We start from the raw sequence: 21,006 nt of genomic DNA, 5'->3' as shown, positions 1-21,006 counted from the left end.
ACAATAAACAGACAAAGAGACAACATTTCGGTGTTGTCTCTTTTTGTATTACTCTGTTGATTAGCTTATATGTCCAATGCATCTTAGAGAATACAATGGTGTATTATTAGATGCTAGATGATATAGGGCAGTGAATATAGTATCTATATGATACTGTAAAACTTCATATATTGTTCATAATAATTTCATAGAAGGCTCATATTTTTTTCATGATGTATTCATAGAGAAGAGGTAAGATATAACCAAGTTAGAAACAGCTACTGTTTCTTGGTAAAAAATTAAGATGCACGGTCTAGTATGACACGTGAAGGAGGAAACTATGAAAAAAATGTTTCGTTTAGGTGCAACTGTAATGGCTTTTGGCGCTGGACTTATGATGGCAGCAGGTGTAGCAAATGCTGCGAATACAGCTATGATGCAAAGCATGCCAGCAGATCAAATGGCAAAGATTAGCTCTTGGAATGGTGTAGGTAGCGTAGTTCCTAGTGTATTGCCTTTAAGTGACGTAGATTATAAAGGTGTTGTAACGACTTTCAAATCCATCTATCCAGATGCACAAATTACATCTATTTCTTATGATGGAAAACATAACCCAACATATGAAGTAGAAGGCTATGCAGGCGGACAAAAAATTGAAATGCACATCAGAGAGACTGGTGAAATTTTAGGTACAGAAGTAAAACCTATGAAACACGGTAGCAATGGTAAGCATATGAAACAACATGGCTCTATGATGTATGGTCAAGCTATGAAAGGTATGCATGGAATGTCTAAAGCATTTGATGTAAATGATATTATCATGCCAGAAGTAGCAGAAACAAAAGCCCAAGAAAAAGTGGGTGGTACTTTCGAAGCGATGGATTGGTCTGTAGAAAAAGATAATGGTCGTTTAATGTATGAATTAGATATGATCGATGGCAGTGGTAAAGAAGCTGAAGTCAAAGTAGATGCATTGACTGGCGAAATTATCAATGTCAAAATGAAAACTAGCAAATACTAATCCTAGTATTACTCTCCTTAAAACTCCCTTACTATATAAACACAAATAAAACACAAATAAAATACCCTTACGATAAAACGTCACTGGTTTCACTATGAAGCCAGTGGCGTTTTTGTCTAGATTAAGGGCAAAGGGAAAAGCGTGGCACACTCCTTCTCAAACTGATCCTACGGTAGGTTTGTTCAGGAGTATGCCGCGCTTTTCTGGGTTTCTTTATTCAGATACAAAAGGAACGCAACTAGTGTTCTACAAGTAACTGCATTTCTTAGGTTTGTCAATTATGTCGTGCTCTTCTAGTATTGCTTTATTTAGACTAAAAAAGGAACGCCTCTGGTGTTTTACACGTAACTGCGTTCCTTAGGGAATTGATAATTATTTTAATCTATATTAACGAAATGTAAAAATGTGTTATACTATACATATAGAAGAACTATCAACGTGAGTTGGGTTCATCTCTTCCTAAGTAGTAGGAGGAGGTGATACTATGACACCATTCGAATTTTTTAGTTTACTAATACAATTTGGAATGTTAGTGATAGCATTTTTAACTTACTTAAATATGTAAGTGAAAAGCCTAACGTCAAGATAAGTATTGCAAGTACTTAACACGTTAGGCAAATCAAATTTCTAGTATTTGAGATGAGCCTAACGCCTACGACACGTTGATGGCTCTTCTTTTATTATGTCTAGTATAACATAGTTTTTCGCGTAAGACTACTTATTTTATTATAGGTGGTATTCTATTATGAATGACATATGATATTGTCATAGTATATACATAAATAAATTTGTCAAAACATAGTACAACCAATATAGGTAGATGGTACCTTAAAAGGACCGTTTCCCTAGGCTAGGGTGTTTACATGGTTTTAGTGTATATCGATCGATGATACGGCATGCCTCGTCTAGGGTTAGGTCTTCTTTGGTAGGGCCTTGTTCGAATATGCATCGAGGGTCGCTGGATCCTACTTCGCCGGCTGGTAGGTATAGGTATTCTGAGTTATGAGGGTCACCAAAGATGTACCCTGCTTGTAAGTGTTCTTTATGGATACGGCTCATGGTATCTCCTTCATCATAAAATTAGCAGCATCGGCTGAGACTAAGTGTAATTGTGTATGCCCCCAATAGGAGGGTACTTTTTGAAAGGACGTTTTGTCATGTAAATGACCGAATACGCAGTGATCTACATGGTACTGTTCTAACAGGTCTGTAAACCCATTGGCATGATTTTCTAAGGTTGGTGGGTAGTGCAGTAACAGTATGCGTGTTACCTGAGATGGATCATCGCCACTTTCAGTAATGGCTGTTTCCATAGCATCTAGGGCAGCTTTTGTACGCATTAATTCCCGTTCATAAATATGACGATCCTCTTCTTCTTTAAAGAAAGGGTCTTGAGGATAGATATATCCTTTTGTGCCACCGAAGGCGATGCCATTGTGGTAGAGACCTCTACCTTGTAAAAAAGTAATACGTCCCTCCATAAGGGTATTCATTTTTTGTAGGCTCGTCCACCAATAATCGTGATTGCCACGAATCATAAACTTATTGCCTGGCAAGGCAGAGATCGCATCTAGGTCGATTTGCGCATCTTTGAGGCGCATAGCCCAGGACATATCACCTACGAGAAAGACTAGATCATCAGGTTGTATATGTTCCCGCCAATGAGATTGGATGCGCTCCCAATGGTTATCCCAGTGGGGACCAAAGATGGTCATAGGTTTTGTTGGTGGTTGCCCAGATAGGTGTAAATCGCCAATGGCAAAAACTTTCATTAAACCTCCAAAGGATTGTGTAAATACGGTTGGATTTGACGAATGACTTCTAAGGCTCGTTCCTCATGGCATACTTGTGGTATTCCGTAACCGATGACGAGAGGAGATGTCACATAACGTGGTACAATTTTTGTATAGTGAAAGCCGTCGCCAATATCGTAGAAAAATAAATTATAAGACTTCGCATATTTAGAAAAGCCTTCTAATAGGTAGCGTAAGATACGTTGTAAGTATTTGGCCAAAATAGGCGTATCTAATTGTGGATCGAAGCACATATTAAACTCGAAAAATCCATTGATAGGACGATTCGATAAGGTGATTCGAAGGCCATCTTCTTCATGGATAGGCCATCCTACAAAATGTTCCACATGAATATCTTTGCGATAGTCGTAGTCCTCTAGACCAATGATTTGGCTATGCGGATGATAAATAGATCCGCCAGACATAGGGCCATAGTTCTTAAAGAATAAGACAGATGCAAAACGAGGGTCGGCTTTCACCTGTTCCCATTTGGTTCGGCTAAATTCTAAAATGTGGACCGCATCTGCAAAGGGTAATTTAGAATATTCTGTGTGCACATGGGGTGGCGTTTCAATGATAACAGTAGGCCATGTGCGTTCTAATACAGGGTATTTATTCATGAGCCAAATGATGGGCCCAGATGTATCTAATATATCGGTTAATTGCGAGGGCTCGCAAAATGGGCAGTGCCCGTCGCGATTGTGCATGCTGTCGGGTTTTGTTTGCCCCAGAGCAATATCAAAAATTAATGGTTCTTTCATGGTTCACCTCACTAGTACTATAGTATCATAGGGGACGATGTTTATGAAAGTGTGAAACATGATATAATAAAAAAAGAATAGGAGGAATTATGAGACCTACAACATTATGTTTTCCGAAACGGGAAGAATTATTTTTATTAGGACGAAAAAAACGTGGCTTTGGAGCCGGTTATTATAATGGATTTGGTGGTAAAATTGAGGACGGTGAAAGTTTCCGTGCTTGCGCTGTGCGTGAAGTGTTTGAGGAAGTCTCTTTGCTAGTGAAGCAAGAAGACTTACAGGCAGTGGCGCTGTTGGACTTTCAATTTCCTTATTCACCTGAGTTGAGCCATATTAGTTATGTATATATAGTGGAACAGTTTCAAGGGATTCCTCTGGAATCGGAAGAAATGGAGCCCCATTGGTTTACCTTGGAGAAGACGCCATTTGACCATATGTGGGCCGGTGATGAAGAGTGGATTCCACGGATTTGGCGCGATGAGAAGTTGAAAGGTGTTATTACTTTCAAAGAAGATAATAGTACGATAGAATCCATGCAGTTCATGGCCGTAGAAGAAATCCTAGAGAGTGACGATGTGGACCGTGTGACGGCTTGGATATATGAGGGTATGAAGTGAAACAAGTAGAACAGCAAGGCCAAGTGGCATGGACACGGCATTTATTAGATTGGTACGATGTACATAAGCGTGACTTGCCTTGGCGTGAAAGTAAAGATCCATATCGTATTTGGGTGTCTGAGGTTATGTCTCAACAAACACGAATTGAGGCCATGCGTCCTTATTTTGAAAACTGGGTGTTGCAATTTCCAACCTTAGAAAGTTTAGCTAGTGCCGAAGAAGATACAGTAGTCCGTGCTTGGCAAGGACTGGGGTATTATTCTAGGGCTCGCAATTTGCACCAAGGTGTGAAAGAAGTGGTAGAAACCTATGGGGGCCAAGTGCCACGAACACGGAAAGAAATGGAATCCTTAAAAGGTGTAGGTACTTATACAGCAGGGGCAGTGCTTTCCATTGCCTATAACCTTCGAGAACCGGCCGTAGATGGGAATGTACTTCGTGTCTATGCTCGCCTATATAATATCCATGAAGATATTTTAGGTACAGTAGGAAAAAAGAGGATTACCGCCTTGGTAGAAGAGACTATGCCCTACGATCGACCAGGCGATTTCAACGAAGCCCTCATGGATTTTGGAGCGTCTATTTGTATTCCCAAAACACCTCGTTGTGAGTCTTGCCCATTAGTGCAGGATTGTGCAGCAAAAGCAGCAGGGACAGAGCAACAATTACCGATACGGATTAAGAAAACAAAGGTACAATCTGTCCAATTATACGTAGGAATTATTTCTACAGTAGATGGGTACTACCTATTGCATCGAAGACCCAAAGAGGGATTACTGCAAAATATGTGGGAGTTTCCAAGTGTGGAAGGTGGCACAGCAGAGAGCCGTAAAGCAGAACTAATTGAGTTATTAAAATCTATTGGGGTTACGGTCGTCATGGATCGACCTATGGTAAAGGAAGTGACTCATATCTTTAGCCATCGCAAATGGACTATGAAAGGATACCGAGGGGAAGCTACAGAGGTAGCAATAGATTCGTCGAATCCGATCGTCTTGGAAGGTGATGAAGCGGTGCAACAAGCGGTAGCACAAGGTCAGATTATCCCTTTGAAGGAAGATTGGATTCTCTGCCGTAAAGAGGCCTTTCATGTGTTACCTTGGGCGGGTCCTCATGGCAAGTTCATTGATCTTTGTTAATCTATACCGAGGAGTGATATAGATGAGAATATATATATTAGCAGGCATTTTAGTATTCGGCATGGCTGTGCTAGGGGCTGTTACTGGATATTTGATTGCCCTTTTTAGACAGACAAAGCAACACAACGGCCTTAAGCGAGGGCTCTTGGTAGGTCTTGGTATTGGTATAGGGACGATTCTATTGCAACGATTCCTGTATACTGTTCATGATGGAATAGGCCTTGCCATAGGGCGCCCTATTCTGACAGAATTGAATGGACTCGTAGTAGCCTTAGTAGCTACCTTTGGAATATTGTCCGTATTCGGTATCTTTTATGGGCTCATGTACTTAGCAAATAAGTCTCGTAGTCATGATGATTCTCTAGATGTATCACGGAGGAACTTCTTCAAACGCACGGCAGTAGTGGTACCGGCTGTGGTGGGTGTTACAGGATCAGTGGCTGCCTTTCAAGGGAATAATGAACTGCAATTGCGCAAATTACAACTTTCATTGAAAGATAGACCAGAGGTACTGAAAGGATACAAAATTGGACAACTCAGCGATATTCACATAGGGCCATTCATTGGCATGGACAAGTTGAAAGAAATGATAGATGCCGTTGCCAGTGAACAGCCAAATCGTTTGGTCATCACCGGAGATTTAATCGATGATCTGGGATACCTTGATGAGGTGGCAGAGTATTTAGATGACCGTGTGAAAGATTTCCCTGATGGCATCGATTATATTTTAGGTAACCATGAATACCGTGTGGATGTAGAACATGTGTGGAAGCGGTTGAGCCAAACTAAGATGCACATGTATCGCAACAGCCATCAGCAGATATTAGATGGACCTCGTCCTGTGTACTTGGTAGGCATGGACTATCATTTTAAAGATGATGTACAAGGAGAAAATGTTCGTGCCTTAGATGAAGCAATGAAAGGCATCCCAGAGCATGGCTATCCTATCTTGTTGGCGCACCATCCGAACTTTATTCCGGAAGCATTCCGTAGACATATCCCATTAATATTATCTGGACATACCCACGGAGGACAAATTAATCTATGGGGGATGAACCTGGTTCCCGTGTATAAGCCGTATTGGAAAGGACTTTACGAAGAACAGGGGCTATTTGCTTATGTAAGCCGTGGGTCAGGACATTGGTTTCCAGTGCGATTGAACTGTGCTAGAGAAGTGACAGTGTTTACGATCTTATAAATACTGACATCCATTATCATAAGTGTAAATGATAATGAAGGTAATAGCTAATACTTTCATTCTTTGAAATACATATTAAAAAAAATATATTGAGAAATACTATCAATTGTGATATAGTATAGATAAGCAAGACTCATGGAATTTTTAATGTAGGGATGGACGGGACATTCCAAATATGTAGTAAAGGAGGAAAGACCATGAAAGAATTTAAACTTTGGCGTTTATGTATTGTATTCGCCGTATGTATTTTGGCGATTGCAGGCTGTGGTAAACAAGCGGATACAGTGCAAGAAGGAAAACCGTTACAAGTGGTAACGACAACAACGATGATTACAGATTTAGTACAAAAAATCGGTGGTAATCATGTACAGGTACAAGGCTTAATGGGTGCTGGGGTAGACCCACATTTATATCAAGCTAGTGCTGGCGATGTATCTACTTTACAAAAAGGTGATATTATTTTCTTGAACGGCATTCATTTAGAAGGTAAAATGGGCCAAGTATTCCAAGAATTAAAAAAAGCAAATAAAACAGTAGTAGAAGTATCTAAAGATATGGATCCATCTACATTATTAGCTTTTGAAGAAGAAGGTCCGGATGCGAGAGACCCTCATATTTGGTTCGATGTACAAAACTGGAAACTAGCTGCAAAAGTAGTAAAAGATACGTTAGTAGAAAAAGACCCTGCTCATGAAAAAGATTATGTAGCTAATTACGAAGCGTACATGAAAGAATTAGAGGAAGCGGATCAATACATCAAGGATAGAACGAAAGAAATTCCTGAACAATCTCGTGTATTGGTAACAGCTCATGATGCATTCCACTACTTTGCTCGTGCCTATGGATTTGAAGTGAAAGGCTTACAAGGTGTAAGCACCGCTACAGAAGCTGGTACGAAAGATATGAATGACTTGGTGCAATTCATCGTGGATCATAAAATCAAAGCTATCTTCGTAGAATCCTCTGTACCTCATAAAACAATTGAAGCGGTACAAGAAGCATGTAAAGCAAAAGGCTGGGATGTAGCTATCGGTGGTGAATTATATTCTGATTCCTTGGGTTCTCCTGACACACCGGGCGGCACATATATTGGCATGGTAAAAGCTAATATTGATACGATTGTAGGCGCTCTTAAATGATGAATGAAAACAAGTGTATTCTGAAAGTAGAGAATCTTTCAGCTGCATATGATGAACATGTAGTGCTAGAAGATGTATCCTTTCAGATTGAAAAAGGAACGATGACGGCCATAGTTGGTCCTAATGGAGCTGGTAAATCCACCTTGGTAAAAGCTGTGCTAGGTCTCATTCCCGTTGTGACTGGACAGATTCAACTAGAGGTGCAAAGCGGCCGTAAGTCCGCTTATGTAAGCTCCAACAATACTAGTATATACAACCACATTTCCTATGTACCACAAACATCAACGGTGGATTGGGATTACCCTATCACTGTTTTTGAAGTGGTCTTGATGGGCACTTACCGTAGGTTGGGTTGGTTTAGACGTCCTGGGAAAAAGGAACGAGATGAAGCAACCAAAGCGCTAGAAACAGTGGGTATGCTAGATTATGCAGAACGATCAATCTCCCAACTGTCTGGAGGACAGCAGCAACGCGTGTTCCTCGCAAGGGCTCTGGTAGAAAATCAAGATGTATATATCTTAGACGAGCCGTTTAAAGGCATCGATAAAACAACAGAAGCTGTGCTAGTGAAGATTATGAAGGACATGCAAGGAGCAGGAAAAACCTTGCTCATTGTACATCATAATTTGCAAACCTTAGAAGCCTATTTTGACCATGTTCTCTGTGTGAATCGCAAGCTCGTTGGCATGGGAACGGTGCAAGAAGTGGTAGGTTCAGACCTCTTAGACGAGACATTTTCTTACTAGGAGGGCTTATGGAATTATTACAACAATATACGTTTCAGATCGTCGCTTTGGGAACGGTGATGCTAGGCCTTGTGTGTGGTGTCATCGGAACCTTTGCGGTGCTGAGACAAGAAAGTTTATTAGGTGATGGATTGGCTCATTCTACCCTGCCTGGGGTGGTAGGAGCCTTTCTACTCACTGGGGTAAAAGATACTGCTATGCTACTATTAGGGGCTATTATAGCAGCCTGTGTAGCAGAATATATCATGTATCGCACGTCCCAAAAAGGCGTTCGTTTCGATGCAGCCTTAGCTACTATATTAGCAGCTTTTTTCGGATTTGGTACAGTCCTCTTGACACGAGTGCAATCTATGGAAAATGCAGGTCAAGCTGGACTGAATACATTTATCTTTGGGCAGGCTGTGACCATGATGCAAAGTGACATTTGGCTTATGGCGATTTGTGGCACCTGTATTGTGGGTGGAGTTATACTCCTTTGGAAAGAATTGAGCCTTACTGTATTCGACCCTGTGGAAGCACAATTGATGGGTATCCCCGTACGGAAAGTTCGCTTTTTCTATCGAGTTGCATTGATTGTAACCATTGTGATTGGGATACGAACAGTAGGGGTTATCCTCATCAGTTCCTTACTCATAGGACCGACTATGATTGGTCGTCAGTGGACACATTCTCTTCGTACCTTAGTTATCATAGGTGCCATCAGTGGGAGTATGGTAGCTTTCATAGGTACATGGATTAGTGCCTTGTGGGGTAATTTGCCAACAGGACCTATGATTATTATCGTTATGACTGGGATGATTATGCTCAGCTTAGTACTGGCCAATGGGCAACGCCTCGTGAGGGGGTGGATGCGATGAGTCATATCTTAGAAATTTGGGCCATTGCTACGGTCACAGGTATTAGCTGTAGCTTAATTGGTACATTCTTGGTATTGCGCCGATTATCTATGATGGTAGATGCCATTACACATACAGTCTTTTTAGGAATCGTCCTAGCCTTTTTGGTAACAAAAGATTTGAACTCTCCTTGGTTGATTATTGGTGCTACAGCGATGGGAGTCGGTACGGTATATGCGGTGGAATGGATGCAACGACGTCGTTATATTCGGCCAGATGCGGCCATCGGTATCGTGTTCCCCTTCCTATTTGCATTGGCCATTGTGTTAGTCACTTTATTTGGTAAACATGTACACCTCGATGTAGATACGGCGATTTTAGGTGATTTAGCCTTTGCTACATTCCAACGGTTTACGCTAGGTGGCTATGATGTAGGGCCTATGTTATTATGGATTGGCATCCTCGTGTGTGCGATCAATATAATTTGGATCGGCTTATTCAAAAAAGAATTAATCCTCATGACTTTTGATCCTGTGTGTGCCAAAGTATACCAAGCCATGCCTATGGCGATGTCCTATGGTCTTATGACGTTAACATCTTTGACCACTGTCGCCTCATTCCAAACTGTGGGGGCCATCTTGGTAACTGGCTGCATGGTAGGGCCACCAGCCACAGCATTTATGCTCGTGCGCTCTGTGAAAGCCATGATTCTCGTTAGTGCCTGTGTAGCTACGATTGCTACTACGATTGGAGTGGCCTTATCCTTTGTATGGGATGTATCCATTGGGGGCATGATTGCCACTGTCATAGGTTGTATCTATGGATTGGTATGGCTCTATCGTTATGGTAGGAGTTAATATTGTTTACAAGAGTCGATAGATAAATCAGCTCTTGCGGAGTATTTACTAGATCTCCAAGTATTTTAAAACCGTATTTAACATAAAAAAGAGGCTGTAACTTTGTAGTTACAGCCTCTTTTGTGATATGTGTAGTGTGTTATTTATTCATTTGTTCGATAGCTTCAGCTTCAGCTTTGTTGAATTTCGTAGCGATAACGATACGGATTAAGCAAAGAGCCGTGAAGATGTAGGCTGCGAAGCCTAACCATTCAGCGATATCACCATAGGATTTATCGCCTGTGAAAGCAAGTGCAAGAGGAGCTTCGCTGCCACCTGTACTTACGGAGAAGGCGATGACACCAGCGATGATAACACCGATGATACTTTCACCAACAATTAAGCCAGAAGCGAATAGTACGCCACGACGGTTGGATTGCTCTACGTCTGCATCAGCGTAAGCACCAGCACGTTGTTTTGCACGTTCTGAGATGTAACGGTTTACAAAGTAACCGATGATAGCGCCCATTACAAGTGGCATTTCCAAGGTTGGAGGTAAGTAGATACCCATACCAATTGCCAATGGAGGCAATGTTAAGGATTTTGTTGTAGATTTTAAAATCAAGTTTACAACGATAGCCACAATACCTACGATGATACCGTAGAAGATGTAAGTCCAATCCATGTTTGCATTGAAGATACCTTCTGCGATTTGACGCATTAATGTAGCTTGTGGAGCAGATAATGCTTGGGCAGGATCCATTCCTTCACGAGGCATAGCGCCTGTGAAACCATATGCATGGTATAACAAGTCAAGTACTGGAGCGATGGCTACGGCACCTGCTAAGGAACCGATTAATAGAGCTACCTGTTGTTTCCAAGGTGTAGCACCTACTAATTGACCAGTTTTCAAGTCTTGTAAGTTATCGTTGGAAATAGCAGCGATAGATACTACCACAGATGTCATGAAGATGGCAAGAGCTGTGGAGAATTTAACGCCTTCTGGAGTAGCTAATAAGTCGTTAGCAGAAGCAATACCAAGAACTACAAGGGAGGATACGATGATACCGATGATACCGATACCAGAGATTGGACTTGCAGAAGTACCAATCAAGCCTGCCATGTAGCCACAAGCAGCTGCTACGAAGAAGCCAATTAACAATGCTACTATGATACCTGCTACCACTAATGTCCAAGCAAGAGTTGCAGACATTGGAATAGCGGATACGAAAGAGTAGAAGCAAATGATTAGGCCAATAATAATTAAAGCAAATACAACAGCGATAGTAGATGGTTTCATATCTGTATCCATACGGTGTGTATCACGATATTCAGAACTTGCCGTCATGGATTTGATAGATAATTTAATACCTTCAGCAATTGGTTTTAACAATGTTAATAATGTCCAAATCGCAGCTACGCCGATAGTACCAGCGCCGATGAAGCGGACTTTTGTTTTCCACACTGTGCTAGAGAATTTGATGGCATCTAGACCATCTGGATTTGGTAGATGATTTGTCAAGTATGGTACGAAACCAGCCCATGAAATGATCATACCGATTAAGATAGCGATACCACTAGCAATACCAATTAGGAAACCTGCGCCCAATAGAGCAGAGGAGAAGCCGAATGGAAGTTGTGTAGCACCAGCGCCTACAGGGAACCAGAAAGATTTAGATTCGCCGAAGACACGTAAGCCTTGAGTAATAAAGCTGATGATACCAGCTAAAGCGCCGCCAGATACGATTTCTTTCATACCGCCGGATTGTTTTGCTGTTTCACCAGGAACTGTAGAGCCTACTTTCAAGATTTCTGCAGCAGCACGACCTTCTGGATATGGTAAGTCGCTGTTCATAACCATAGCGCGGCGTAATGGAATTGTGAATAATACCCCAAGACAACCACCACATGCGGATAATAACAATGTTTCCATTAAGTCAAAGTTTTGCCAATAGCCGATCATTAGAAGACCTGGCAATACGAAAATGACTGCAGATAAGGTACCCGCAGCAGATGCTTGCGTTTGTACCATGTTGTTTTCAAGTACATTAGAATCCTTGAAGAAGCGTAAGATTGCCATAGATATTACGGCAGCCGGAATGGAGGATGAAAAAGTCAAACCTACTTTCAGACCCAAGTATACGTTAGATGCAGTGAAGATCAATGTAATGATCGCACCTAATAGCATACCTCTGACTGTTAATTCCGGTAAGCTAATATCATGACTCATAAAATCATGCTTCATAGTTATACCTCCTTAAAATACACTACTATCTTAATCATTGTATCAGTATTCTCAAGGACTTTCAATAAGTAAAGTGCTAAATTGTGTATACATGAGTGATTTCTATGGGTATAATGAAAGTATTCATGGTAGGTTCATGTAGAATGTGGTATATATAGAGGTATAAAATACGTATATTTAGCAGATTATAAGGAGAGATAGTGATGAATAAAAAAATATTAGGAGCCATATTGACCAGTCTATTGATTCCAGCGGCGTTGCAAGCAGCAGATGTGACAGTAGTGAAAGAAATGCCATTGGCAGTGGGTGAACGAATTTCGGTTACGGCATCTCCAGAGGCGAATCGATTGGTTCGAGAGGAAACGGTAAAAGCTCGCAAAGGCACTAAGCAAATCGTAGCACCTGCAGCGAAAGCTTTCACTGATCGTTTGCAAGTAACAGTTCGCCCTGAGATGATTAAGGAAAATCATTTAGATATTACGTACCCTAAAGTACAGTCTGTGAGTCCTTATGTGACAAAAGCCATCAATAAAACATTGGTGGATTATGTGGAAAAGTTGCGTAAAGATCTTCACAAAGTGAACGAAAAAGCAAAAGAAGGGGAGCAGCAAAATCTGTACGTTAACTATGATGTAAAAGCAGATGGAAATGGAATTTTTGCTGTTACTATTAACTCCTATACGGTAGAAGACAATGCCTCTCATGGAACAAATGTAGAAAAAGGATTTACATTCAATACTACAACAGGACGCACGTTGACATTGAATGATTTTGGTGGACTTTCGAAAGAAACGATTGAAAAAGGACTGAAAGCGTTGCCAACAGAAGGTAAGAAGGCAATCTATGCAGATGCAGTGGCAGGTAAACCGGATGGATTCTTTGCTCGTGAAAACCATGATATCGTATTGATCTATCAACAAGGAACGATTGCTCCTATGTCTAGTGGTGTCATCCATGTGCCTGTAGGTAACTTAGGAAGATAGTTTGCTCAGAAGTTTTGTGATTGTCACAAAAATATATACATAGAAAAGCAGAGATAAGGTGGATTGCGATTCACCTCATCTCTGCTTTTTGTATATGGTATTGTAATACACACTAGATGGTATGTTGATACTGTGTGGTAGGCAGTGTATATCTTAATGGCTAGGTACATCTAATCGTTTATAGTAGGCCTTATCAATGTCTTGGTAGGCAATGATACCCTGTTGTGCCATCAGTGTTAATACGGTGCGTTGTCGCTGCTTAGTGGCATCGAAATTGCTCACTGGATTAAAGTAAGACGGCGCTTGTGGAATACCGGCAATAACGGCAGCTTGACTCAAATTTAAGTCTTTTGGCTCTGTTTTGAAATAAGCCTCTGAGGCTGACTTGATACCGTAATGATCATTGCCATAATAAATGGTGTTCAAGTACATAGTCAAAATTTCGTCCTTGCTGTAATAATGTTCCATTAGATACGCCAGAAATACTTCTTCTACTTTGCGAGACATAATTCGTTTTGAGGAGAGGAAGAGGTTTTTTACTAACTGTTGTGTAATCGTGCTACCACCCTCTACGGTTTCGCCAGCTATTGTATTTGTATATAAGGCGCGACCAATACTAAAAAAGTCGACGGCTCCATGATCGTAAAAGCGTTTGTCTTCCGTTGCAACTAAAGCTTTTTTAACAATTGGATTGATATCCTCACTGCGGACGCGATGCTCTTTAGGCACCCGTTTCTCCATGGCCTCCTCCACAGCTTGGGTAAAGTTGAAGAGACGTTTAATACGATCTGTCCTCGACAGTTGGTCTTCCACCTGTTCGATAGATTGTTCTTTTACTGTATGTGGCACATGTTTTCCAGAAGGTTCATTTCCATCCGGCGCATAGCCTGCGAACCAATAGAGGCCTCCAGCTAGTAGTGCAATACATACAATCAGTTTTATGAGTGTTTTCATGGCTTCATCATATCATATATATAGGTTATCAACAATAGGGATGATGAGGACTATCTATACTATAGAATATAAGAGACTTTGCAAAGGTGTTATATAATGCTAATAGAATAAAAATGTATATAAAAGAATTTTTATAAAATATACTTGCATTATTATACACAAAGGAGTATAATACGTTCATAAGATAGAAACAGGTACTGCGCAGCAGTGAATTACACAAAGAAAGAGGTCCATTATGAGCAACATTAACAAAGTCGTTTTAGCGTATTCTGGTGGTTTAGACACATCTGTTATCATTCCTTGGCTAAAAGAAAACTATGGCGCAGAAGTTATCGCTGTATGTGTGAACTTAGGTCAACCAGAAGATTATGATGCAGTAGAGAAAAAAGCCATCAAATCTGGTGCTACAAAAGCGTACATCATCGATGCGCAAGAAGAATTTGTGTCCGACTACATTTGGCCAGTGGTCAAAGCAGGCGCTGTGTATGAAGGTAAATACTTATTAGGCACTTCCTTTGCAAGACCATTGATTGCTAAAAAATTAGTAGAAATTGCCGCACAAGAAGGTGCTGATGCCATCGCTCATGGTGCCACAGGTAAAGGAAATGACCAAGTTCGTTTTGAATTGACTATCAAAGCACTTTCACCAAATACAAAAATCATTGCTCCATGGCGGGAATGGGAATTGAAATCCCGGGAAGATTGCATGGAATATGCAGCGAAACATGATATTCCGGTGGTGGCTACTAAAAAACATCCGTACTCTATGGACCAAAACGTATGGCATTTATCCCACGAAGGTGGCGATTTAGAAGATCCTAAGAATGCACCTAAAAATGATGTATATTTAGTTAGCAAATCTCCAGAAGAAGCTCCAGATGTACCAACTATGGTGACCATCGACTTCAAAGAAGGTGTTCCAGTAGCGGTGAATGGTCAAGCCATGTCTCCACTTACCATCTTACAAACTCTAAATGAAATTGGCGCAGCTAATGGTATCGGTATTGTAGATATCGTAGAAAACCGGTTAGTAGGCATGAAATCCCGTGGTGTTTATGAAAATCCTGGTGGAGCGATCATCATGTATGCACACAGAGAGTTGGAATACCTTTGCCTAGACAGAGCTACATACCATTATAAAGAATTAGTGGCTAACAAATACGCAGAACTTGTATATGACGGCATGTGGTTTGCTCCATTGATGAGTGCTTTACAAGCCTTCGTGGACAGCACACAACAAACAGTAACAGGTCAAGTGACATTGAAATTGTACAAAGGTAATATTATCAGCGCAGGATCTACGTCTCCATACTCCTTGTACAACCAAGAATTTGTAACATTTGAAGAAGATGATGTATATAACCAAGCTGATGCAGAAGGGTTCATCAACTTATTCGGATTGCCTTTAACAATCAATGCATTAATGAAAGAGAAAGCAGGTTTAAAATAATGGCGAAACTTTGGGGCGGACGCTTTACCAAAGGGACGGATAAGGCAGTAGAGGACTTCACGTCCTCTATTTCCTTTGACTCCCGCATGTATAAAGAAGATGTGGCAGGCAGTATTGCCCATGCCACAATGTTAGCAGAGCAACAGATCATTGCTAAGGAAGATAAGGATGCTATCGTAGCAGGCTTACAGGCTATTGAACAGCAAATTGATGCAGGAGATTTCGAGTTTTCTGTGGCATTAGAAGACATCCATATGAATATAGAAAAACGCTTAACCGATGCCATTGGTGAGGCAGGCGGACGTCTCCATACAGGTCGTAGCCGTAATGACCAAGTGGCGGTGGACTTACACATGTATATCCGTAAGGCCGTAGTGCACATGGGGGAAGAGCTTGTGAACTTACAACAAGCCTTCTTAGAAATAGCAGAGAAATACAAAGAGGTGATTATCCCTGGATATACCCATTTACAACGGGCGCAACCGGTATTATTTAGCCACCACATGATGGCATATTTCTCCATGATAAGCCGTGACTTCGATAATTTGCCGTTAATCTTTAAACATGCCAACGTGATGCCATTAGGGGCAGGGGCTTTGGCAGGTACGACCTATCCTATCGATCAAAACATGACGAAGGAATTGTTATATTTCGATGCCATTTATGAAAATAGTATGGATGCTGTCAGCGATCGTGATTATGTGCTAGAATTCCTCAGCTTTGGGGCAAAAGTGATGATGCATTTAAGTCGGTTAAGCGAAGAATTAATCCTATGGTCTAGCACAGAATTTGGGTTCATCGAATTGGACGATGCCCATTGCACTGGTTCTAGCATTATGCCACAGAAGAAAAACCCAGACGTATGCGAACTCGTACGTGGTAAAACAGGTCGTATCTACGGTCATTTGATGGGACTTCTTACAACCATGAAAGGCCTGCCAATGACGTATAACAAGGATATGCAAGAAGATAAAGAAGGCGTTTTCGACACAATTGATACATTGCATTTCGCTATCTCTATTACAGCTGACATGTTACGTCATATGAAAGTCAATGGAGACCATACAAAAGCAGTGTTGGACGATGATTTCTCCAACGCTACGGATATGGCGGACTATTTGGCGAAAAAAGGCGTACCATTTCGGGAGGCTCATGCTATCGTAGGGGCAGGGGTACAACATTGCATTGAAAAAGAATGTGTGTTGTTGGATCTTTCAGTAGAAGATTTTAAAGCTATTTCGCATCACTTTGAAGCGGATATCTTGGATGCCATTACCATCGAAGCTTGCGTAGCGGGACGTAGTAACTACAGTGGTACAGCACCAGAGTGCGTAGTACGTCAAATTCGTATTGGTAAAGAAGTGCTTACAGAAGAAATGACGCAAATTGCGAATTGGAAAGATAAAATTCATTTACAATAAATAGATTTGTAGTCGTTTAAAAGTCTGATGAAATTTTTTAAAATTAAAGCATGATATTGAGTTGACTGTTATTCATGTTGTCATCTCTCATTCGTGTAAAAATGGCATTTGTAACTGGTATATTGGGCGATTCTGGTTTCGCAAGACTATCGCAACTATGCAAAAAAAGCAACGGAAAATCCGTTGCTTTTTTTGAGATACGTTCAATACCCTTAATCCTTGTCTTCTTCATTTTCTTTTACAATATCTTTTTGTGAATTTTTTTCAGAGAGTTTTTGATCGATATACTTATTAATATTTTCATAAAATTCTTTGGTCGTCTCACTATCCAATTTTGTCGAATTTGTCGAATTATGAATTTGATTAACTTGATTAACTTTTAAATGAACAGATTGAATACCGTAAGAGGCTTGCTTTTGGCGGAGCGTTTCTAATTGTTCTTCTGAAAGCGGATTGCCAACAATCGTCAAGACCAATTCATTTTTGCTTGACTTGTAGACTTGACTAATGACCGTATGATTGGTGAACTCTTTTCCTACAAACTGTTTGATTCCTTCTTTTCGTGCCTGATCTATCGTCAGCGTGACTGCTGAATAGGTGGCTGGAAGAATTAATAATACAATCAAGGATATCAACCCAATTCTCATTTTAATGTTTAGCTCTTTAAATGAGCGTAAGGGAGATTTTCTCATCAAAATTCTTGTTCCAACAATATTGGTTAGCATGATAAAGACACAGTTAATTAAGAAAAGATAGAGAGCCCCATATAAAAATTGTACATTTCCATTAGCTAATCCATAGCCTGCAGTACAGATAGGTGGCATCAGAGCTGTTGCAATGGCTACTCCTGGCACGATATTGTTTGCTTCTTTTTTTCTTGAACCAATTACACCTGCTATCCCACCTGCAATAGCAATGAGAACATCCCAAATGGTTGGAGAGGTTCGTGCAATCAACTCGCTACTTGCATAAGATAAGGGAGAAATCCAGAAATACAGAGCTGACACAAGCAAACTGACTAATACTTGAGTCAATAAAACATTTAGAGATTGCTTGATTAAACGGGTATCAAAAATAGCTAAGCCGAATCCCAGTCCAACAATGGGTGTCATAAGAGGGGAAATCAGCATGGCTCCAATAATAACAGCTGTTGAATTCATATTTAAACCTATAGAGGCAATAAAAATCGCGCACATCAAAATTACTGTATCGCTTAAGCGAACATGAAGATCATCATATAATTTATCACGGTATTCACGTGCTGAATAGTTTCCTGTCATTGGGTACTCCTTTTATTTCATATAATCTTATTTCCGCGTGGATGATGGTAGAGATTTCTGTCTAATCTTCCGTATTTTTAATTTTTCCGGTTGTTTTTCGAAAATTAACCTTTACGTATTTCTTAAACCAGCCTTAACATTATACCAAAATTTTATAGTATTTCTTTAGAGAAATCTATTAATTTAACAGATAGAAAAAGGAAGAAACTTTTATTTTCCAACAAAAACTTACCGCCGGCATCTGATATATTTGGAAAGCACATATCGAAAATTTATGATATAATCAATATATATTTTTGTTACTAAATACTATGAGGTACTAACAATGAAATTAATCTCTTGGAATGTGAATGGCTTGCGTGCAGCCATGACAAAAGGATTTATGGATGCATTTGATGCATTAGATGCAGATATGTTCTGTTTACAAGAAACAAAATTACAACCAGAGCAAATTGAAATGGTCTTGCCGAACCATGAACAATATTGGAATAGTGCGGTGAAAAAAGGCTATAGCGGTACAGCTATTTTCACAAAAGAAAAACCAATTTCTGTAGTGAATGGTATTGGTATTGAGGAACATGACCAAGAAGGACGTGTGATCACGGCGGAATATGAAAAATTCTACTTAGTTACATGCTATACACCGAATAGCCAACGTGAATTGGCTCGTTTGGAATACCGCATGGAATGGGAAGTGGCATTCCGTGAGTATTTATTAGCATTGGATGCTAAAAAGCCAGTGATTCTGTGTGGTGACCTTAACGTAGCCCATCAAGAAATCGACTTGAAAAACCCTAAAACCAACCGTAAAAATGCTGGTTTCAGTGATGAAGAGCGTGAAAAAATGACAGAACTGTTAGCAGCAGGCTTTACGGATACATTCCGCTATTTATACCCTGATGCAGTAGATGCCTACAGCTGGTGGTCCTACATGGGGAAAGCTCGTGAACGAAACGTTGGATGGAGAATTGACTATTTCTTAGTGTCCAATAGTATTGCTGATAAAATCCAAGAGGCGAAGATTCATGCGGATATCTTTGGGTCTGACCATTGCCCGGTGGAACTAGTTATTGATTTATAATTTCTATAATGAGCGTGCACTATGTCAATATTACGTTTTGAACATATCTCTTTAACGATTCATGACCGTCAGATTTTACAAGATATTTCTTTTGAGGTTCAACAAGGTGAAAGCATCACTATTGTAGGTCCTTCTGGAAGTGGTAAGAGTACGATATTAAAACTGGCAAGTTCCTTGGTATCTCCTACGGGTGGAACTATTTATTTTCAGGGGCAACCGATGGACCAATATGCCCCTACAGAATATCGCCAACGAGTAGCCTATTGTTTTCAGCAACCTTATTTATTCGGACAAACCGTGCGAGGCAATCTAGCATTTCCTTTTACCATGCGAGGTCGTTCTGTTGACGAAGCAAGAATCAAAGAGTTATTTGATTTGTTTCATATGGATTTACAGTTGTTAGAGAAGTCGAATACGGAGTTGTCGGGTGGTGAAATGCAACGAATTTGCCTGATCCGTAGTTTGCTGTTTACTCCGGAAATACTTTTGTTAGATGAAGTAACTTCTGCATTAGATACAGAGAATACAGAATGGGTAGAACAAGGATTGGTGCAATTGCATAAAGAAGGACTTACATTATTACAAGTTACTCATAATCCTGAGCAAAGTGTTCGTATGGGACAACGTCGTATTACTGTGAAAGACGGCCTTATTACAGATTGTGAGGTGCTACATGGGGAGCTTTAATGCCTTATCTAATGAATCCTTATTGATGGCAACTGTGCTTATCGCCATGGCTGTTATCGTGTCCTACCAACAACGGATGCGCCTGGAACTAGAAATATTGCACAGTGCCTTGCGAGCGGTGGTACAACTTGTAGTAGTAGGGTATGTATTGCATTTTATTTTTGGTGCAGACCATCCTTTGTTTACCGGTGGCGTATTGTTGGTGATGCTGATCAGTGCCGCTATCAATGGAGGTAAACGTGGCGTAGGAATTCGGCGTGCATCGTGGATTGCAGGTATTAGTATTGGTGTTGGTGCCATCATTACTTTAGCGGTATTGTTGAGCGCAAATGTCTTATCCTTTACACCGTATCAAATGATTCCTGTAGGCGGCATGGTCATGTCGGGGGCTATGGTGGCAGTGGGGTTGTGTTTCCGCCAAATTACAACGAGCTTCAAGAGCCGACAGCAAGAGATTCAGATTAAGTTAGCTTTAGGGGCTACGCCTATGCAGGCCTGTAAAGCTATCTTGCGAGCAGCTCTTATCTTTAGTTTGCAACCGACCATCGATAGTGCGAAAACATTGGGTATTGTGTCTTTGCCGGGGATGATGACGGGCTTAATCTTGGCAGGTATGAGCCCTATGGAGGCCATTAAATACCAGATTATTGTTATCTTTATGTCTTTTTCAACCATATCCATTGCTATTGCGATAGCAGGATACTTGAGTTGTCGACAATTTTTCAATACGAAAGAACAGCTGATTCTATCTGATTGATGATGGAATCAGCTATTTTACTATCTGCAAGCCTGCTACGAGAGCACTCCTATCTTACTTAGACATGTTTACAAAATATTTTT

Annotated in this window: 21 protein-coding genes; 15 read left to right on the top strand and 6 right to left on the bottom strand. The window is 40.6% G+C overall.

Translation table 11 applies throughout. From position 1 onward, the window contains the following. Window positions 1–319 precede the first annotated feature (319 nt). Window positions 320–1,000, top strand: a complete 681-nt coding sequence (locus EO115_RS04375; RefSeq protein ID WP_126937766.1) for a PepSY domain-containing protein — start codon at window positions 320–322, stop codon at window positions 998–1,000. Between the two features lie 484 nt (window positions 1,001–1,484). Beyond that, window positions 1,485–1,565: a putative holin-like toxin gene (locus EO115_RS08550; protein WP_370447269.1), complete on the top strand. Its 81-nt coding sequence runs from the start codon at window positions 1,485–1,487 to the stop codon at window positions 1,563–1,565. Between the two features lie 263 nt (window positions 1,566–1,828). On the opposite strand, the gene EO115_RS04370 is transcribed toward EO115_RS08550, so the two are convergent. Genes EO115_RS04370 through EO115_RS04360 form a run of 3 tightly spaced genes read right to left on the bottom strand, consistent with a single transcriptional unit; the run spans window position 1,829 to window position 3,554 of the window. Next, window positions 1,829–2,059 carry a hypothetical protein gene (locus tag EO115_RS04370; RefSeq protein WP_126937765.1) on the bottom strand — a complete coding sequence of 77 codons (231 nt, stop codon included), beginning with the start codon at window positions 2,057–2,059 and terminating at the stop codon, window positions 1,829–1,831. Beyond that, window positions 2,056–2,772 (bottom strand): metallophosphoesterase, encoded by a 717-nt coding sequence (locus tag EO115_RS04365; protein WP_126937764.1) that lies wholly within the window; start codon window positions 2,770–2,772, stop codon window positions 2,056–2,058. Before EO115_RS04365 ends, EO115_RS04370 begins: the two co-directional genes overlap by 4 nt. Next, the gene (locus tag EO115_RS04360; protein ID WP_126937763.1) at window positions 2,772–3,554 is read right to left on the bottom strand and encodes a DUF4931 domain-containing protein; all 783 of its coding nucleotides are present in this window, start codon (window positions 3,552–3,554) and stop codon (window positions 2,772–2,774) included. The genes EO115_RS04365 and EO115_RS04360 overlap by 1 nt, the downstream gene beginning before the upstream one ends. An 89-nt stretch (window positions 3,555–3,643) precedes the next feature. Here EO115_RS04360 and EO115_RS04355 point away from each other — a divergent pair, with 89 nt between their 5' ends. From EO115_RS04355 to EO115_RS04325, 7 genes are all read left to right on the top strand, one after another. Beyond that, a complete protein-coding gene (locus tag EO115_RS04355; protein WP_126937762.1) occupies window positions 3,644–4,171 on the top strand; it encodes an 8-oxo-dGTP diphosphatase in 528 nt (175 codons plus the stop codon). Next, window positions 4,168–5,310, top strand: coding sequence for an A/G-specific adenine glycosylase (mutY, locus tag EO115_RS04350; protein ID WP_126937761.1), 1,143 nt, complete (start codon window positions 4,168–4,170; stop codon window positions 5,308–5,310). The genes EO115_RS04355 and mutY overlap by 4 nt, the downstream gene beginning before the upstream one ends. Before the next feature lie 22 nt (window positions 5,311–5,332). Continuing rightward, window positions 5,333–6,508, top strand: coding sequence for a metallophosphoesterase (locus EO115_RS04345; RefSeq protein ID WP_126937760.1), 1,176 nt, complete (start codon window positions 5,333–5,335; stop codon window positions 6,506–6,508). A gap of 197 nt (window positions 6,509–6,705) precedes the next feature. Beyond that, window positions 6,706–7,647 (top strand): metal ABC transporter solute-binding protein, Zn/Mn family, encoded by a 942-nt coding sequence (locus EO115_RS04340; RefSeq protein ID WP_126937759.1) that lies wholly within the window; start codon window positions 6,706–6,708, stop codon window positions 7,645–7,647. Further along, the gene (locus EO115_RS04335; RefSeq protein WP_126937758.1) at window positions 7,644–8,393 is read left to right on the top strand and encodes a metal ABC transporter ATP-binding protein; all 750 of its coding nucleotides are present in this window, start codon (window positions 7,644–7,646) and stop codon (window positions 8,391–8,393) included. The genes EO115_RS04340 and EO115_RS04335 overlap by 4 nt, the downstream gene beginning before the upstream one ends. 8 nt (window positions 8,394–8,401) lie before the next feature. Continuing rightward, the gene (locus EO115_RS04330; RefSeq protein WP_126937757.1) at window positions 8,402–9,250 is read left to right on the top strand and encodes a metal ABC transporter permease; all 849 of its coding nucleotides are present in this window, start codon (window positions 8,402–8,404) and stop codon (window positions 9,248–9,250) included. Then, complete coding sequence (locus tag EO115_RS04325; RefSeq protein WP_126937756.1) at window positions 9,247–10,086, top strand: metal ABC transporter permease; 840 nt, start codon at window positions 9,247–9,249, stop codon at window positions 10,084–10,086. The genes EO115_RS04330 and EO115_RS04325 overlap by 4 nt, the downstream gene beginning before the upstream one ends. A gap of 139 nt (window positions 10,087–10,225) precedes the next feature. Here the strand turns inward: EO115_RS04325 and EO115_RS04320 are convergent, their stop codons facing one another. Continuing rightward, window positions 10,226–12,310, bottom strand: a complete 2,085-nt coding sequence (locus tag EO115_RS04320) for an OPT family oligopeptide transporter (RefSeq protein ID WP_126937755.1) — start codon at window positions 12,308–12,310, stop codon at window positions 10,226–10,228. Window positions 12,311–12,513: 203 nt separating this feature from the next. On the opposite strand from EO115_RS04320, the gene EO115_RS04315 reads away from it, so the two are divergent. Further along, complete coding sequence (locus EO115_RS04315; protein ID WP_126937754.1) at window positions 12,514–13,293, top strand: hypothetical protein; 780 nt, start codon at window positions 12,514–12,516, stop codon at window positions 13,291–13,293. 153 nt (window positions 13,294–13,446) lie between these two features. Here EO115_RS04315 and EO115_RS04310 read toward each other — a convergent pair whose 3' ends face one another. Next, window positions 13,447–14,247, bottom strand: a complete 801-nt coding sequence (locus EO115_RS04310; protein ID WP_126937753.1) for a transglycosylase domain-containing protein — start codon at window positions 14,245–14,247, stop codon at window positions 13,447–13,449. 235 nt (window positions 14,248–14,482) lie between these two features. Here EO115_RS04310 and EO115_RS04305 point away from each other — a divergent pair, with 235 nt between their 5' ends. Both EO115_RS04305 and argH read left to right on the top strand, forming a co-directional pair. Continuing rightward, window positions 14,483–15,697, top strand: a complete 1,215-nt coding sequence (locus tag EO115_RS04305) for an argininosuccinate synthase (protein ID WP_126937752.1) — start codon at window positions 14,483–14,485, stop codon at window positions 15,695–15,697. Beyond that, window positions 15,697–17,118 (top strand): argininosuccinate lyase, encoded by a 1,422-nt coding sequence (argH, locus tag EO115_RS04300; RefSeq protein ID WP_126937751.1) that lies wholly within the window; start codon window positions 15,697–15,699, stop codon window positions 17,116–17,118. Before EO115_RS04305 ends, argH begins: the two co-directional genes overlap by 1 nt. Window positions 17,119–17,330: 212 nt before the next feature. Here argH and EO115_RS04295 read toward each other — a convergent pair whose 3' ends face one another. Further along, window positions 17,331–18,398 (bottom strand): DUF389 domain-containing protein, encoded by a 1,068-nt coding sequence (locus EO115_RS04295; protein WP_126937750.1) that lies wholly within the window; start codon window positions 18,396–18,398, stop codon window positions 17,331–17,333. A gap of 325 nt (window positions 18,399–18,723) precedes the next feature. Here EO115_RS04295 and EO115_RS04290 point away from each other — a divergent pair, with 325 nt between their 5' ends. The 3 genes from EO115_RS04290 to fetB are packed head-to-tail and all read left to right on the top strand — an operon-like array spanning window position 18,724 to window position 20,923. Further along, a complete protein-coding gene (locus EO115_RS04290) occupies window positions 18,724–19,479 on the top strand; it encodes an exodeoxyribonuclease III (protein WP_126937749.1) in 756 nt (251 codons plus the stop codon). 21 nt (window positions 19,480–19,500) lie between these two features. Further along, complete coding sequence (locus EO115_RS04285) at window positions 19,501–20,166, top strand: ATP-binding cassette domain-containing protein (RefSeq protein WP_126937748.1); 666 nt, start codon at window positions 19,501–19,503, stop codon at window positions 20,164–20,166. Continuing rightward, window positions 20,153–20,923 (top strand): iron export ABC transporter permease subunit FetB, encoded by a 771-nt coding sequence (gene fetB / locus EO115_RS04280; protein WP_126937747.1) that lies wholly within the window; start codon window positions 20,153–20,155, stop codon window positions 20,921–20,923. Before EO115_RS04285 ends, fetB begins: the two co-directional genes overlap by 14 nt. Window positions 20,924–21,006: the final 83 nt, after the last annotated feature.

Origin of the sequence: Veillonella sp. CHU740, from assembly GCF_003992055.1 — a bacterium.
In the GTDB taxonomy this organism is placed as follows: Bacteria; Bacillota; Negativicutes; order Veillonellales; family Veillonellaceae; genus F0422.
The sequence above is the reverse complement of the archived record's forward strand: the minus strand, read 5'-3'. Positions and strand labels throughout refer to the sequence as shown.

Bases quoted from the DNA above. Each gene is read 5' to 3' on its own strand.
- EO115_RS04375 (WP_126937766.1), top strand. From the start codon at position 320: ATGAAAAAAATGTTTCGTTTAGGTGCAACTGTAATGGCTTTTGGCGCT.
- EO115_RS08550 (WP_370447269.1), top strand. From the start codon at position 1,485: ATGACACCATTCGAATTTTTTAGTTTACTAATACAATTTGGAATGTTA.
- EO115_RS04370 (WP_126937765.1), bottom strand. From the start codon at position 2,059: ATGAGCCGTATCCATAAAGAACACTTACAAGCAGGGTACATCTTTGGT.
- EO115_RS04365 (WP_126937764.1), bottom strand. From the start codon at position 2,772: ATGAAAGTTTTTGCCATTGGCGATTTACACCTATCTGGGCAACCACCA.
- EO115_RS04360 (WP_126937763.1), bottom strand. From the start codon at position 3,554: ATGAAAGAACCATTAATTTTTGATATTGCTCTGGGGCAAACAAAACCC.
- EO115_RS04355 (WP_126937762.1), top strand. From the start codon at position 3,644: ATGAGACCTACAACATTATGTTTTCCGAAACGGGAAGAATTATTTTTA.
- EO115_RS04345 (WP_126937760.1), top strand. From the start codon at position 5,333: ATGAGAATATATATATTAGCAGGCATTTTAGTATTCGGCATGGCTGTG.
- EO115_RS04340 (WP_126937759.1), top strand. From the start codon at position 6,706: ATGAAAGAATTTAAACTTTGGCGTTTATGTATTGTATTCGCCGTATGT.
- EO115_RS04335 (WP_126937758.1), top strand. From the start codon at position 7,644: ATGATGAATGAAAACAAGTGTATTCTGAAAGTAGAGAATCTTTCAGCT.
- EO115_RS04330 (WP_126937757.1), top strand. From the start codon at position 8,402: ATGGAATTATTACAACAATATACGTTTCAGATCGTCGCTTTGGGAACG.
- EO115_RS04325 (WP_126937756.1), top strand. From the start codon at position 9,247: ATGAGTCATATCTTAGAAATTTGGGCCATTGCTACGGTCACAGGTATT.
- EO115_RS04320 (WP_126937755.1), bottom strand. From the start codon at position 12,310: ATGAAGCATGATTTTATGAGTCATGATATTAGCTTACCGGAATTAACA.
- EO115_RS04315 (WP_126937754.1), top strand. From the start codon at position 12,514: ATGAATAAAAAAATATTAGGAGCCATATTGACCAGTCTATTGATTCCA.
- EO115_RS04310 (WP_126937753.1), bottom strand. From the start codon at position 14,247: ATGAAAACACTCATAAAACTGATTGTATGTATTGCACTACTAGCTGGA.
- EO115_RS04305 (WP_126937752.1), top strand. From the start codon at position 14,483: ATGAGCAACATTAACAAAGTCGTTTTAGCGTATTCTGGTGGTTTAGAC.
- argH (WP_126937751.1), top strand. From the start codon at position 15,697: ATGGCGAAACTTTGGGGCGGACGCTTTACCAAAGGGACGGATAAGGCA.
- EO115_RS04295 (WP_126937750.1), bottom strand. From the start codon at position 18,398: ATGACAGGAAACTATTCAGCACGTGAATACCGTGATAAATTATATGAT.
- EO115_RS04290 (WP_126937749.1), top strand. From the start codon at position 18,724: ATGAAATTAATCTCTTGGAATGTGAATGGCTTGCGTGCAGCCATGACA.
- EO115_RS04285 (WP_126937748.1), top strand. From the start codon at position 19,501: ATGTCAATATTACGTTTTGAACATATCTCTTTAACGATTCATGACCGT.
- fetB (WP_126937747.1), top strand. From the start codon at position 20,153: ATGGGGAGCTTTAATGCCTTATCTAATGAATCCTTATTGATGGCAACT.